The sequence below is a fragment of the Burkholderia sp. ZZQ-2 genome (assembly GCF_050768715.1).
Classification (GTDB): domain Bacteria; phylum Pseudomonadota; class Gammaproteobacteria; order Burkholderiales; family Burkholderiaceae; genus Burkholderia; species Burkholderia cepacia.
On the sequence record NZ_LDVA01000355.1, the window covers coordinates 1 to 14,739 of the forward strand.

General features: G+C 66.3%; 15 protein-coding genes. 9 read left to right on the forward strand and 6 right to left on the reverse strand.

What is annotated here, in order from left to right:
- The coding region (locus tag ABY44_RS34725; RefSeq protein WP_431643466.1) for an alpha/beta hydrolase fold domain-containing protein at window positions 1–343 on the reverse strand (343 nt) is incomplete at its 3' end.
- Between the two features lie 281 nt (window positions 344–624).
- Here ABY44_RS34725 and ABY44_RS34730 point away from each other — a divergent pair.
- Complete coding sequence (locus ABY44_RS34730; RefSeq protein WP_060170913.1) at window positions 625–1,815, forward strand: helix-turn-helix transcriptional regulator; 1,191 nt, start codon at window positions 625–627, stop codon at window positions 1,813–1,815.
- 200 nt (window positions 1,816–2,015) lie between these two features.
- Here ABY44_RS34730 and ABY44_RS34735 read toward each other — a convergent pair whose 3' ends face one another.
- The 5 genes from ABY44_RS34735 to ABY44_RS34755 form a co-directional block, all read right to left on the reverse strand.
- Window positions 2,016–2,681: a cation diffusion facilitator family transporter gene (locus ABY44_RS34735; protein WP_060170911.1), complete on the reverse strand. Its 666-nt coding sequence runs from the start codon at window positions 2,679–2,681 to the stop codon at window positions 2,016–2,018.
- A 178-nt stretch (window positions 2,682–2,859) separates the two neighbouring features.
- Window positions 2,860–3,348, reverse strand: a complete 489-nt coding sequence (locus ABY44_RS34740) for a DinB family protein (RefSeq protein ID WP_060170909.1) — start codon at window positions 3,346–3,348, stop codon at window positions 2,860–2,862.
- Between the two features lie 265 nt (window positions 3,349–3,613).
- A complete protein-coding gene (locus ABY44_RS34745; protein ID WP_027791595.1) occupies window positions 3,614–4,459 on the reverse strand; it encodes a PhzF family phenazine biosynthesis protein in 846 nt (281 codons plus the stop codon).
- Window positions 4,460–4,513: 54 nt separating this feature from the next.
- Entirely contained in the window at window positions 4,514–5,143 is a 630-nt protein-coding gene (locus tag ABY44_RS34750) for a LysE family translocator (protein WP_059694847.1), read from the reverse strand.
- A gap of 35 nt (window positions 5,144–5,178) precedes the next feature.
- The gene (locus ABY44_RS34755; protein ID WP_027791597.1) at window positions 5,179–5,583 is read right to left on the reverse strand and encodes a VOC family protein; all 405 of its coding nucleotides are present in this window, start codon (window positions 5,581–5,583) and stop codon (window positions 5,179–5,181) included.
- 133 nt (window positions 5,584–5,716) lie between these two features.
- Here ABY44_RS34755 and ABY44_RS34760 point away from each other — a divergent pair, with 133 nt between their 5' ends.
- The 8 genes from ABY44_RS34760 to ABY44_RS34795 form a co-directional block, all read left to right on the forward strand.
- Entirely contained in the window at window positions 5,717–7,063 is a 1,347-nt protein-coding gene (locus tag ABY44_RS34760) for a PLP-dependent aminotransferase family protein (RefSeq protein WP_060170907.1), read from the forward strand.
- A 174-nt stretch (window positions 7,064–7,237) separates the two neighbouring features.
- Window positions 7,238–8,257, forward strand: coding sequence for a DNA-binding protein (locus ABY44_RS34765; RefSeq protein WP_060170905.1), 1,020 nt, complete (start codon window positions 7,238–7,240; stop codon window positions 8,255–8,257).
- A 514-nt stretch (window positions 8,258–8,771) separates the two neighbouring features.
- On the forward strand, window positions 8,772–9,392 hold the full coding sequence (locus ABY44_RS34770; RefSeq protein ID WP_059694839.1) for a TetR/AcrR family transcriptional regulator: 621 nt from the start codon (window positions 8,772–8,774) through the stop codon (window positions 9,390–9,392).
- A 234-nt stretch (window positions 9,393–9,626) separates the two neighbouring features.
- A complete protein-coding gene (locus ABY44_RS34775) occupies window positions 9,627–10,685 on the forward strand; it encodes an NADP-dependent oxidoreductase (RefSeq protein WP_060170902.1) in 1,059 nt (352 codons plus the stop codon).
- Between the two features lie 93 nt (window positions 10,686–10,778).
- A complete protein-coding gene (locus tag ABY44_RS34780; RefSeq protein WP_059694835.1) occupies window positions 10,779–11,078 on the forward strand; it encodes a putative quinol monooxygenase in 300 nt (99 codons plus the stop codon).
- A 148-nt stretch (window positions 11,079–11,226) separates the two neighbouring features.
- On the forward strand, window positions 11,227–11,682 hold the full coding sequence (locus ABY44_RS34785) for a (2Fe-2S)-binding protein (protein ID WP_021162722.1): 456 nt from the start codon (window positions 11,227–11,229) through the stop codon (window positions 11,680–11,682).
- A 1-nt stretch (window position 11,683) separates the two neighbouring features.
- Complete coding sequence (locus ABY44_RS34790) at window positions 11,684–13,918, forward strand: xanthine dehydrogenase family protein molybdopterin-binding subunit (protein ID WP_011546996.1); 2,235 nt, start codon at window positions 11,684–11,686, stop codon at window positions 13,916–13,918.
- 15 nt (window positions 13,919–13,933) lie between these two features.
- On the forward strand, window positions 13,934–14,739 hold an 806-nt coding region (locus tag ABY44_RS34795; protein ID WP_431643473.1), incomplete at its 3' end, for a c-type cytochrome.

Consider the following 14,739-nt stretch of genomic DNA (forward strand, 5'->3'; position numbering starts at 1 on the left):
GCCGGTAGTCGACCGACAGCACGAGCGTGCGCGCACGGGCCGCGAGGCTGCGGCACAGGTTCGCGTGCGAATCGATGCCGCACGCGACGAAGCCGCCGCCGTGGAAGAACACCGTCAGCGGCAAGGGCCCGTCGGCAGCGGGCCGATACAGCCGCGCGGACAACTGACGGCCTGATGCGGGAATCTGCCAGTCCTCTTCGGCGGCGACGGCATCGCCCGGGGCGAACGCGCCGCCGGCGGCGAGACTCGCGCGATACGCGGGAACGGTGAGCTGCGCGAAATCGATCGCGGGTGCCTGGGCGAACGCGGCGAGCAGCGCCTGCGCCTGTGGGTCGAGCGGCATGGGGACTCCTGTCTGAATCGGGTGCGGTTTGAATCAGGTAAACCCGTGTCGCGGTTTTCCCTGAGTCCGTGCCGGACGCTTGCCGGCACGGCCTGACGGGCATTCCAGCGTAGCGGGCAGGGCGCCACATCATCCGATCGGACGATGGTTGGTTCGCCCGGATGGCCAATTCTCACCATTCAGTAAATCTCCCGATGACGCCGGAATTTAGACGCGTCTTAATCATGGCGGCGCGGTTGGGTCGCGTCGGAAACATGTCGTATGGAGGATGGAGCGTGCTGATGGAGACGAGATGGGCTCCGCAAGAGAGCCAGGCAACCAGTGACGAGGCCGACATCGGCGTCGCCGATTTCAGCGAGCTGATGGCGCGCATCTACCAGGGCCCGCTGGAAACGCCGCCGTGGGCGGGTGCGCTCGAGCTGGTTCGCCGGTTGCTGCAGGCCAACTACGTGACGCTGATCCTGCGCGCGGCCGCGAGCGACCGCCGCGCGCCGCTGTCCGTGCACGCATCGGAATACGGCCCGGTCGTGCCGGGTGACGGCGAAGCGTCGTACAACAACTACTACTATTCGCTCGATCCGTTCGTCGGCCTGCCGGCCGATCGCGTGGTCACGGTCGACGACGTGTTCGGCGACACGGGCTGGCTGTCGAGCGAACTGTACAAGCAGTTCCTGAAGCCGCAGGACGTGCGCTACATCCTCGGCGCGGATCTCCGCACGCCGTCGGGCGTCGAGTGCCGGTTCCGCGTATGCCGCAACCATGCTTCGAAACAGTTCTCCGAGCGCGACAAGGCGATCTGCGCGCTGCTGCTGCCGCACCTGAAGCGTGCGGTCGAGCTGCATTCGCGGCTCGACACGGCCGAAGTCGAGCGCTCGATCTACGCGAACGCGATCAACCGGATGCAGATCGGCACGATCACGCTCGACGAGAACGGCACGATCATCGACATGAACAGCGTCGCCGACGAGATCCTGAAGCAGAACAATGGCCTGACGATTGCACGCGGCACGATCGAGGCAACCGATGCGCAGGAGAACCGCACGCTCAAGCGGCTGATCCGCCACGCGGTGATGGGGCACCACGGCACGGCCGCGGCGACCGTCGAGGCGATGCCGATCACGCGCAGCTTCGACAAGCCGCGCCTCGGGCTGCTGGTGCGCACGGTGCTGCTGTCCGACTGGTCGGAGGACAACAAGCGGCGGCCGGCCGTCACGCTGTTCCTGCGCGACCCCGACCGCAAGCCGCAGGGTGCGCAGGAAATCATCCGCAAGCTGTTCGACCTGACGCCGGCCGAGACGTCGCTCGCGCTGCTGCTGACGAACGGGCTGACGCTCGAGGAGGCCGCGGAGGAATCGGGGATCAGCAAGAACACGGCGCGCACGCACCTGCGCGCGATCTTCTCGAAGACGGGCGTCACGCGCCAGGCGACGCTCGTGCGGATTCTGCTCGGGAGCGTCGTGCCGCTCGGGTAAGCGGCAGCCGACGCCGATTCATCGGAACCGGCCGCATTCGTCCGGCGATACATCGGCAGCGATCGACGTGGCACGTGTCATGTGCCACGCAGTAGCGACGACATCACGCGAAAGAGGCTCGCACCCGCGCGAGCCGCTCCTTCATTCAGCGCAGCCGCTCGCGGAGAACGGATGCCCGATGCCGGCGCTGCCGGGCGCGTTCACGACCCGCGCGTGGAACGACCCGCCCACGACGCCAGCGCCGGCCACTGCGCGCAACCGCGCCGGATGAAACCGGCGCCCGTGCGGATCACGAGCGCGCCGATCGCGAGCGCCGCCAGATCGTCGAGACGGCCGAAGCCGATCCGTGCCGCGCCCATCGCGAGCGCCGCCAGCAGCGACGCCAGCGCATCGGTCCTGACATGCCAGCCGCTCGCCTCGAGCAGCGCGGAGCCCGTCTCGCGCGCCTTGCGCAGCATCCAGTGCGACAGCGCGGCCTTGCCGGCGAGCGTGACGGCGACGAGCGCGAGCGTCGTCATGCCCGGCTGTACGACGGGCGGCGCAGCGAACCGGTTCGTCGCGTGCCAGATCATCTGCGCGCCGGTCGCCACGAGCAATGCGCCGAGGCCCGCGAGCGCAAGCGGCTCGCAGGTCGGGCGCCGTTCCGGCGGCAGGCGCGCGTCGAGCCGGCATGCAACGAGGATCAGCGCATCGGCTGCGAGATCGATCGCCGCGTGCGCGACGTCCGCGAGCAACCCCGACGAATGCGCGGACCATGCCGCGACCGTCTCGACGACGAGCAGCAGCAGGTTGATCGCAAGGCTGGCGGCGAGGGCACGGGACGTGGCCGCATAAACGTGGGGCGTGGCGCGCGACGTGCGCTGCATGGCGGATTCGTCTGTCGAAAGCGTGGGTCAGACCCGAACGCTACCGGGCGACGGTGGCAGATCGGTGACAGGCGACAGTCGCGACGCGACCAGTCAGCGATGCGCATCCGGCGGTCTCCGCGGCCCACACAGATGCGAGACAAGTTGCCGGCGTGCGCCGGGTCGGCCGAACAGGCGCTCACCGGGCATCGCGATAGTGATCCCTGATGAATACGGGAAGATCGTTTGACGGTGGCGCGAAAGGCACCTGATACATCATGTCGCCGACAAATCCGCGGTGATAGGTGGCGTGATTGACGACATGCAGCACGATTTGCTCGCGGGTCATGACGCCTTCTCCTCCGCCAACAAACTCGAAATGAACGGCTTTCGCGAGATCCGCGTCCGACCAGGTGTCGACAAGATTGATGTACCAGCGGTCCATTTCCTGAACCGCTTTCCAAAGATCGGAAACGGCAGGCGTGTGGTCGGTGTTGCGCGAGGTGTAGGTGTGCTTCTTTCCTTGCAGATGATGTCTGAAAATGTCGTCGACCACGTAGACATGATTCAAAGTATGCACCATGTTTCCGAACCGCGTCGGTCTCTGCCGAAGGGCTTCGCCAGCCGGCAGGTCCATCACGCTCTTGAACGTCAGTCCATTCGCCCAGGACTTGTAGCGCACCAGCATTCTTAAGGTGTCTGCCGCCGAGGCGGGCAGTGTGATGCGATCGGTGGTTACGGATGGAGCAATCGGGTTCTGCGGGGGGGGCAGACATGCTGAACTCCTTGCGTGTTTTCGAGCGTCAGAACAGTGCTCAGGTTGATCCGGTGCTGTCGCGTCACGCCGGCAAGCAGTCTTGCGAGCAAGCTGTTCAGCGTATGGGGCGACCCGGACAGGCGTTATGTGCGCCAGTTCGCCCGAACATCAGGTTGCAGCTTTCTCGTTTGCCTTTTCAAAGGCCGTGAAGCCGGCCTTCGACGTGCGTGCGAGTCTTGCCGCCGACCCAGATTTGGCCAGCCTCGTCGCGGGTCAAATGAATGCGGCCATGGCGGCCGAGGCGTGTCCCCTGGGCGGCGACATAGTCGTCCTCAACCACACCTGTCGCGAACAGCCACTGCGCCATTGAAGCATTGAGGCTTCCAGTAACTGGATCTTCGACGATAGCGCCCAGATGGTCGCTGAAGAAGGCGCGAACCTCGAAGGCCGCGTTGCCGCCTGTTGCATGAGGGCCAATAACGCCGACATCGATCCGGCCGGGCCAACTGCGGAGCGGATTGAGGGCAAGCACCGTCTCCGCCGACACCAGCCTGATGCCCAGCCATCCGGGGCCGTTATCGATCCAGGCGGCATCGAGGACATCGCCCGATTCGATCCCCAGCAGTCGCCGAGCCTGATCCAATTCATCCTGTGTTGGCGCACCGGAGCGGATCAGCGGCGGGGCGGCGAAGGAAAGCCGCTCGTGATTGCGTCGGATCGGAACCAGCCCGGCGCCGCATTCCTGGACGATTTCCGCTTCGCTCTTCGGCACGCGGCCCGTCGAGAGCCACGCATGACAACTGCCGAGCGTCGGGTGCCCGGCAAAAGGCATCTCCCTGTCCAGCGTGAAGATCCTGACCCGGTAGTCAGCCTCAGGATGCGTGGGTGGCAAGAGAAAAGCGGTCTCGGACAGGTTGAACCACCGCGTCAACCGCTGCATGTCATCCGTTGCCAGGGCATCGGCACCGATAACGACCGCCAGCGGATTGCCCGAAAACGGCCCGGCGCCGAAGACATCGATCATATGGATCGCAAAAGTCATGACATCGCTCTTTCAATTCAGATCGGTTCGTGAGGGCGCCGTCAAGCCGGGATATCAACGTTGCCAGGCAAGCAGCCGGACTCCCGCAACGGCGAACACCGCGGATAGCGTGCCTTCAATCCAGCGCCGGAGGCGGGTATACAGGGCGATCATCCTAGCGGTCGAGAAGAGGACCGCATAACCACCAAACACGATGACGGCGAGGAACGCGCAACCACCGATGATCGCCGGCAAGGTACCGCCGGGGGCGTGCTCCGGAAGCCCAAGTGACATGATTGCCATCCAGGCCAGAACCGCCTTCGGGTTTCCGATATGCATGAGAACGCCCTGGCGGTAGAGCCGCCGATAGCGAGGTGTCGAGCGTCCCGGTTCCATCTTCGCGAAGTCGGAGCCCGGTTTCAGCGCCGACCTGCCCGTGCGGAACGCCAGGTAGAGCAGGTAGACACCACCCACCATCTTGATGACGAAAAGCGCCTCGGCATAGGCCGCCAGCACGGCGGAAACGCCGGTCGCCGCCAGGATCGCCCAGAAGAGTGAGCCCGTGATGACGCCTGCCGCTAGAACGAGGGCAGGCAGGCGGCCGTCACGCATCGCTGTTCCCATGATCGCCATGTTGCTCGGCCCGGGGCTGGCGGTGGCGATGAGATAGGTGCCGTAGGCGAGTGCGATCTGACTGGCGATCATTCGAGTTTCTCCAGAGATGCGGGGCGTCTCCAGCGTTATGGCTGGAGGTCTCCGCGATGAACGATATGGATCTTGTTCCCGTCGGGGTCGCGCAGATACGCGCCGAAGTAGCCGTCACCGTAGCGGGGGCGTAACCCGGGTGCACCGTCGTCCGTCCCGCCGTGCTCAAGACCCTTCGCGTAGGCCGTGTTCACGGCTTCTTGCGACGGGGCCAGAAAGGCGACCATGCTGCCGTTGCCGATGGTCGCCGGCTCGCCATCGTAAGGAATGTAGACATAGAAGCGCGGCAGCGGCGTTTGACCGGTTACCCAGCAAAGCGCCGGAGGCCCGCCATCGGACGTGACGACGCGACGCTTCAGTCCGAGCGGAGCGAGTACCGCGTCATAGAAACGGCCTGCCCGCCCAAGATCACGCGCCCCAACTGTTACATGGCTGAACATTCGACTCTCCACACGCCCGTCATGGCGATCAGGCGCCTCCAGAAATGCATGACTTCATCCAATCACATCGCGCATGTTACGCTTGTTGTTTATATAAATAGTGTCACGTGACACTAATATCTAGGCGGCGAACATGCTCCTGCAATCTCCCTGGTCACCACGGCTTGCCGACATCGAGGCGAATACCGCCGAGCGGTTGGTCCTCGCCCTGGCCGACGACATCGTCGAGGGGCGGCTGACGGGAGGCGACCGCCTGCCCGCTCATCGCGATCTCGCGTTGAAACTGGGGATTGGCCTTGGCACGGTGACGAAAGCCTATGCCGCGCTTGAACGGCGCGGCCTGACGCGCAGCATCAAGGGCCGGGGAACCTTCGTGGCGATTCGCCAGGCGCATCAGGATCGCCAGATCGACCTTTCGTCCAATGTGCCGCCAGCCATGCTCAACGCTCGCTTGCTGGCGCGAACATTGACGGGGATCGCACGCAAGATCGATGCGGACCACCTCAATCTCTATGCCCCGCCCGCTGGGCATATGGAGCACCGACGTGTGCTGGCTCGCTGGCTCGAAACGCTGGGCCTGATGGTGGAACCGTCTCATCTGGTGCTAACGAGCGGCGCCCGCCAGGCGCTATCGTTGGCGTTCGATCTTGCCTGCGGCTCGCAAGGGCTGCTTCTGACCGAGCGGATTACCTATCCTGGCGCGATCGCGCTGGCTCGGCGCAACGGATATCGGATGCAAGGCGTCGAGACCGACGCGCAAGGGATGGTGCCGGGGGCACTGGCGGACGCACTCGACGGCACCGCATCGACCGGCAGCAAGGCGGTCTATCTCACGCCGACGCTGCACAACCCGACCACTGCGACGATGGGCACGGAACGAAGGCAGGCCATCGTGGATATATGCCGCCGGGTGGGCGCGTGGATCATCGAGGACGGCGTCTATGCGTCGGCAGAGCAGGCTTCGCCACCGCTTGCGGCATTGGCGCCCGAGATCGCCTTTCATGTGAACGGACTGTCCAAATCGCTTGGCCCCGGTTTGCAGATCGGCGTGCTCGCGCTGCCGGCCGGACTCAACGACGCAGCGGAGGACGCGCTGCGGGACCTGCCAATGGCGCCGTCGCCGCTCTCTTGCGCAGTGGTTGAGGAATGGCTGGCCACCGACGTCATCTCCTCGATCCAGCGGGATCTGCACCATGAGGCGCGGCGTCGATCCAATCTGGCCATCTCTCTGCTCGGCGCGAGCGAACTGGTCTCGCATCCCGGCGCCTACAACGCCTGGCTGCCGATGGAGCGCGATGCTGCCAATCGTGTCGCATCCGTCGCTGCAGCGATGCATATCAAGTTGACCCCTCCGGAATCCATGATGGTGAACCCGGAAGATCGGGCGAGCGGGATCCGACTTTGCCTCGGCGGCCCGTCGTTCGACGATCTGACGGAAGCACTGACCCTTCTGGCAGGGCTGCTGAAGCAGCGCGCTTGACGCCACCGGGCGAGCACCGTACTGGCCGACGGCCGCGCGCCGCATACCGGCGGGGACATACCGATATTCCATGATCTCGACATTATAGAAATAATGTCAAATCCATAAATCGGCATAATTTTATTTTTAACGGTTTACGTTATATTATTGACGAAATTGCCACCGAAACCTGCCATGTCCGATCTCGCCGCCGACGAATCCCGCCTGACCGCCGAAATCGAGCGCCTCAAGGCCGACTTCCCGAAAACCCGCGAGCTGTATCGCGAAGCCTGCGCGCTGCTGTTCTTCCGCTTCGGCATCACGCCCACCGCGAACCGCCTGTACCAGCTCGTTCGCAAGGGCAGCATGAGCACGCCGACGGCCGTGCTCGGCGAGTTCTGGGCCGAGTTGCGGGAAAAGAGCCGCGTCCGCATCGAGCATCCCGACCTGCCGGCCGATCTGCAGGCGGCCGCCGGCGAACTCGTCGCGGCGCTATGGAATCGGTCGAGCGCCGACGCGGCCGCCGCGCTCGACGCATTGCGCGCGGAAGTCGAAGCCGAGCGGACGGCGGCGAAGGCGGAAGTCGCGGCGCTGCAGGCTGAGCTGGCCCGCACCGAAACCGCGCTGGAGCAACGCACGGCCGCGCTGCTGGCCGCGCAGGTGCGCATTCAGGAACTGGAGCAGGCGAGGGCGGCCGACGAAGCATCGCGGCAAGCGCTGCAAGCGGACATCGAGCGCCTGACAGCCGACAACGCGGAAGGCGACCGTGCACTCGCGCAGGCCCGCGCGGATTTCACCACCCAGCTCGACCGGTTACGCGACGACGCCGGCCGGGCCGAGGAACGCTTGCGTGCGTCGGAGAAGCGGGCGCTCCAGGAGATCGATCGAGAGCGGCTCGCCGCCGCGCGACTGCAAAAGGAGCTCGATGCCGTGACATCGCGCACGGAGCAGCGCGATGCGCAGCAGCGGAAAGATGTTGCCGCGCTGCAGGCACAACTGGGCGACGCGCTGCATCGATGCGGCGTGCTTCAGGGGCAGCTCGACGCTGCGCAGGCGGCCGATGCGGCGCGCGGCAAGGAACTCGATGCACTGCGGCGCGAGATGACGGTGCTCGTGCGCCGCGCGCCGCTGCGTGGTGCCAAGGCGGGACCGGCCGCGCAACGGGACGAGCGACGGGCACGCACGAGAAAGCGTGTCGACGAAGCGCCGCGCTGACGGCGCGGCCACGAGCGTGCATCAGCCGATGGCGATGCACGCCAACAGCCGGCAAGCAGGCAAACGAGGCGACTACACCCCCGATCGCCCACCCACCGCGACGGCCACGCCGGCTCCGGTGGACAAAATCAGTCCATGGGAACAACAAAATCGTGATCTGACGACTGGATTATTCCGACGGAGAAATGAGCTTGAACATCATGGATCAGGATATTCGGAATATGCTCTGTCGCTACCGTGATCGAGATATCGGTTTGCAACAGCTTCGCGCGTGGTTGGACAGCCAGGGAGCGCGTGTCGAGGCCCAAATTCCACGAGTTATGCGGAAGCTCGATGAATCGCCCGCGACGAAACCGGGTCGTGCGCGTGACGCCGCGTGCGCGGCAACGCGGAGCAGGGAAAGGAAGGCCGGCGCAACGTTTGGGTGCCCGGCGGGGATCGGGTAAAGTGCCGCTCAACATGCCGGATCGACGCCGCTAGACGACCGGTCTAATCGTTGCTAACATACGCCACCATGAATGCATCTTCAGGCGCCGAAGTCCGCCAGCACATCCTGAATATCGCCAAGCCGATCATGCTCCACAAGGGGTTTTCGGCGGTCGGCCTGAACGAGATTCTCGCTGCGGCGGGCATCCCGAAGGGCTCGTTCTACCATTACTTCGGCTCGAAAGAGGCATTCGGCGAAGCGCTGCTCGAAGCGTATTTCGACAGCTATCACGCGCATCTCGACAACCTGCTCAAGCATCAGGCCGGCACCGGCGCCGAGCGCCTGATGACGTACTGGCGCAACTGGCTGCACACGCAATGCGCGGACGATCCGCAAGGCAAGTGCCTCGCGGTGAAGCTCGGCGCGGAAGTGTCGGATCTGTCGGAAACGATGCGCGCGGTGCTGCGGCAGGGCACGAGCCAGATCATCGAGCGGCTCGCAGGCGGCATCGAGGCCGGACTGGCCGACGGCTCGCTGAGCGGGATCGCCGATCCGTCGCACACGGCCGCGATCCTCTACGAGATGTGGCTGGGCGCGACGCTGCTGGAAAAGATTCACCGCGACCGCAAGCCGCTCGAAAGGGCGATGGTCGAAACGCGGCGCATGCTGAACCTGCCGCCGGCCGAGCATGGCGGCGCACAGTCGTAACCCGGGCGCGCATCGGCGCGCCTTGTTTTTGTCCTGAATCTAGACGACTGGTCTACTCAAGCAAGTATGACGAACGTGCCACGCCGCGTTACGCTGTTCCCCATTGTTTCAAGCGCCCGCACGCAGCCGCGACGGCCCGACCGCCGACGTTGCAGCATGCGGGCGTCTCCGCTGCTCCACCCCTGATCCGATCGTGCCCACGAAGCACGTCCATTCCTGTTGACGGAGGCTTACATGCCGCAAAGCAAGTCCGCAAACCGCCAGATCGTCCTGAATTCGCGCCCGGTCGGCGCGCCGACGCCGGGCAACTTCCGCACCGAATCCGGTGCCGTGCCGACGCCCGGCGCCGGCCAGGTGCTGCTGCGCACGGTCTGGTTGTCGCTCGACCCGTACATGCGCGGCCGGATGAGCGATGCGCCGTCCTATGCGCCGCCGGCCCAACTCGGCCAGCCGATGGTCGGCGGCACCGTCAGCCAGGTCGTCTCGTCGAACCTGCCCGCGTTCCGCGAAGGCGACCTCGTGGTCGCGGGCGCCGGGTGGCAGGACTATGCGCTGTCCGACGGCCGCGACCTGATTCCGCTCGGCCGCGACGTCGCGCATCCGTCGTATGCACTCGGCGTGCTCGGCATGCCGGGCTTCACCGCCTACACGGGGCTGCTGAAAATCGGCGAGCCGAAGGCCGGTGAAACCGTGGTCGTCGCGGCGGCGAGCGGCGCGGTCGGCGCGGTGGTCGGCCAGATCGCCAAGCTGAAGGGCTGCCGCGTGATCGGTGTCGCGGGCGGCGCCGACAAGTGCGCATACGTGACCGATACGCTCGGTTTCGACGCGTGCGTCGATCACCGCGACCCGGCATTCGCCGCGAAGCTGAAGGACGCATGCCCGAACGGCATCGACGTCTATTTCGAGAACGTCGGCGGGGCCGTGTTCGACGCGGTGTGGCCGCTGCTCAACGATCACGCACGCGTGCCGGTGTGCGGGATCATCGCGCACTACAACGACGCGGCGTACGACGACACCGCGGTGTCGACCGGCCGTGATCGCGTGCCGGCACTGATGGGCACGATCCTGCGCAAGCGCATCCGGATGCAGGGGTTCATCATCCTCGACCACTATGCGACCGGTTATGCGCCGTTCCTGAAAGAGATGAGCGAATGGGTCGCGCAGGGCAAGGTGAAGACGCTCGAGGACGTCGTCCCCGACCTGGCCGACGCGCCGGAGGCGCTGATCGGCCTGCTGGCCGGCAAGAACTTCGGCAAGGTCGTCGTGCGCGTGGGCCCGGACGAACTGGCCTGATACCGCGGGACGGCAAACCATGACGATTGCACGCTGGCGTCGCGCGACGCCGGCTTGTGGCATGCTCGATTTCGATTCAAAAGGAGTGACAAGATGGCGCTACACGTGATTGCGTCCCTGTACCTGAAACCCGAACACGCGGAGGCCGCCGAAGCCGAGCTGCGCAGCATGGTCGCGAAGACGCGCGCCGAGCCGGGCAACCGGCGCTACGACCTGTTCCGCGAACAGGACGGTTCGCCCAACCTGCACCTGTACGAGATCTACGACGACCAGGCCGCGTTCGACGCACACCTCGCGAGCCCGTATTTCGGCGAATTCCGCGTGAAATCGGCCGACTGGTTCGCGGCGCCGGCGGTCATCAAGGTGCTGTCCGGCATCGACGTGGCCGAGTAACGAAGCAGCACCCACGCCGCGGCCCGCTCCGCCCCGGGCCGCGCGGCAGCCGTCTCGCCCGGCAACGGCGAAGACAGCGACGAAATCGAAAACCCCGCGCGGCGCGCGATGCGCGTCGTTTCCCCAATACACCGGCCCCGGAGGCTGAATGGTCACCCTCAACATCAACGGCGAAACCCGCACGGTCGACGCCCCCGACGACATGCCCTTGCTCTGGGTGCTGCGCGACGTCGTCGGCCTCACCGGCACGAAATTCGGCTGCGGGATCGCGCAATGCGGCGCGTGCACCGTGCATCTCGACGGCGTCGCCGCGCGCTCGTGCGTGCTGCCGGTCGCGGCCGTCGCGGGCCGCAAGATCACGACGATCGAAGCCGTCGGCGCGACGCCGGCCGGCCACAAGGTCCAGCAGGCGTGGCGCGAGCTCGACGTCGTCCAGTGCGGCTATTGCCAGTCGGGGCAGGTGATGGCCGCCACCGCGCTGATCGCATCGAACCCGAACCCGAGCGACGCCGACATCGACGCGGCGATGGCCGGCAACATCTGCCGCTGCGGCACGTACAACCGGATTCGCGCGGCCGTGAAGCAAGCCGCGAAGGAGGCGTGACATGTCTCGAGGACTGATCGAAGCAGGCAAGGTCGCTGGACAAGCCGCCGGCGCGGGCGTATCGCGCCGTTCGTTCCTCAAGCTCGGCATGTCGCTGGGCGCGGCGGCGGGGGGTGGCCTGCTGCTCGGTTTCAGCCTGCCGGCGGCAGGCGACGATGCGCGGCGCTCGGTGATCGGCGGTGACGCGGCCGAACCGGCGCAGCCCGGCGTGTTCGCGCCGAGCGCGTTCGTGCAGATCGACCGCGCCGGCAAGATCACGCTGGTGATGCCGAAGGTCGAGATGGGGCAGGGTGTCTATACGGCGCTGCCGATGCTGATCGCCGAGGAGCTCGAGGTACCGCTGTCGAGCGTGACGCTCGATCATGCGCCGCCGAACGAGAAACTGTTCACGGATCCGCTGCTCGGCGGCCAGCTCACCGGCGGCTCGACGTCGGTGCGCTACGCGTGGGAACCGATGCGCCGCGCGGGCGCGACCGCGCGCACGCTGCTGGTCTCGGCGGCCGCGAAGCAATGGAGCGTCGATCCGGCATCCTGCCGTGCGGTGAACGGCGAAGTGCAGCATCCGCCGAGCGGCCGGCGCGCATCGTACGGCCAGCTGGCCGACGCCGCGGCGAAGCTGCCGGTGCCGAAGGACGTCGTGCTGAAGAAGCCGGCGGATTTCAAGCTGATCGGTACGCCCGCGAAGCGCCTCGATTCGCCGGAGAAGGTCGACGGCACCGCGCAGTTCGGGCTCGACGTGCGCCTGCCCGGCATGCTGTACGCGGTGATCGTGAACAGCCCGGTGTTCGGCGGCACGGTCGCGAGCGTCGACGACACGGCCGCGAGGAAGATCCCCGGCGTGCGCCAGGTCGTGCGCGTCGACAACGCGGTGGCGGTGGTCGGCGATCACACGTGGGCCGCGAAGCGCGGTGCATCGGCGCTCGTCGTGAAGTGGAACGAGGGCGCGGGCGCGAAGGTGTCCACGAAGGACATCGTTGCCGACCTCGCGCAGGCGGCGGTGAGCGGCAAGGGCGCGGTCGCGCGCAAGGAAGGCGATGTCGGCCACGCGTTCGCAAACGCGAAGACGCGCGTCGACGCTGTCTACGAACAGCCGTTCCTCGCGCACGCGACGATGGAGCCGGTGAACTGCACGGTGCACGTGCGCGGCGACGGCTGCGAGATCTGGGTCGGCACCCAGGTGCCGACGCGCGCGGTTGACACCGTGCAGCAACTCACGGGCCTGTCGCCCGACAAGATCGTCGTGCACAACCACTTGCTCGGCGGCGGCTTCGGCCGGCGGCTCGAAACGGACATGATCGACCAGGCCGTGAAGGTCGGAAAACAGGTCAACGCGCCGGTGAAGGTGATCTGGACGCGCGAGGAAGACATCCAGCACGACATGTATCGGCCGTACTACTACGACAAGATTTCGGCCGGCCTCGACGCGAACGGCAAGCCGATCGCGTGGCAGCACCGGATCGTCGGCTCGTCGCTCATGGCGCGCTTCGCGCCGCCCGCGTTCCGAAATGGTATCGATCCTGACGCGGTCGAAGTCTCGGCTGATCTGCCGTACGACCTGCCGAACCAGCTCGTCGACTACGTGCGCCAGGAGCCGCGCCACGTGCCGACCGCGTTCTGGCGTGGCGTCGGGCCGACCCGGGGCACGTTCGTCGTCGAGAGCTTCATCGACGAACTGGCCGCGCAGACCAAGACCGACCCCGTGCAATACCGCCGTGCATTGCTCGGCAAGGCGCCGCGCGCGCTGAATGTGCTCGACGTCGCGACGAAGGCGGCCGGCTGGGGCCCGTCGCTGCCGAAGGGGCAGGGGCGCGGCGTGTCTGTGATGTATGCATTCGGCACTTTCTTCTCAATGGTAGTCGACGTCGCGGTGGATAACGGCGAGGTGCAGGTCAAGCGCGTCGTGTGCGCGGTCGATTGCGGCATGTCCGTCAACCCGAACACGATCGAGGCGCAAGTGCAGGGCGGCATCATCTTCGGGATCACGGGCGCGCTGTACGGCGAGATCACGATCGAGGACGGCCGTGTCGTGCAGAGCAATTTCACCGATTACCGGATGCTGCGGATCAACGAGACACCGCCGATCGAGGTGCATCTGGTGAAAAGCGGCGAAGCGCCGGGCGGGATCGGCGAACCGGGCACGGCCGCGACGGCCGCGGCATTGTCGAACGCGATCTTCGCGGCGACCGGCAAGCGGCTGCGCAAGCTGCCGGTCGGCGATCAGCTGAAGACGGCTTGAGGGGAGGCGACGATCATGCGAAACCTCGCCCTGAATACGTTCCGTGCATCGCTGCTCGCGCTGTCCGCCATGCTGGCCGGCCCGGCCGCGCAGGCCGCGCAGACGGCACCGGCCGACAGCGCGCTCGTCGCTCGCGGCGCATACCTCGCGAAAGCGGGCGACTGCGTCGCGTGCCACACCGCGCCGCGCGGCACGCCGTTCGCCGGCGGCCTGAAGATGGTCACGCCGATGGGCGCGATCTACACGACCAACATCACGCCCGATCCGGAAACGGGCATCGGCGGCTATACGGAAGCCGAGTTCGCCGGCGCGCTGCGCAAGGGCGTCGCGAAGGACGGTCACAACCTGTATCCGGCGATGCCGTATCCGTCGTACGCGAAGCTGAAGGACGAGGACGTCAAGGCGCTGTACGCGTACTTCATGCACGGCGTCGAACCGGTGAAGCAGGCGAACCGGCCGTCCGACATCCCGTGGCCGCTCAACATGCGCTGGCCGCTCGCGTTGTGGAACATGGTGTTCCTCGACACGACGCCTTACGCCGACAAGCCGGCCAAGGACGCGATGTGGAACCGCGGCGCGTACCTCGTGCAGGGGCTCGGGCACTGCGGGTCGTGCCACACGCCGCGCGGCGTCGGCTTCCAGGAGAAGGCGCTCGACGAAGGCGGCGCGGCGTTCCTGTCGGGTGCGCCGATCGACAACTGGTTCGCATCGAACCTGACCGGCGAGCCCAACACGGGGCTCGGCCGCTGGAACGAGGCCGAGGTCGCGCAGTTCCTGAAGACCGGCGCGAACCGCCATGCGACCGCGTTCGGTTCGATGGT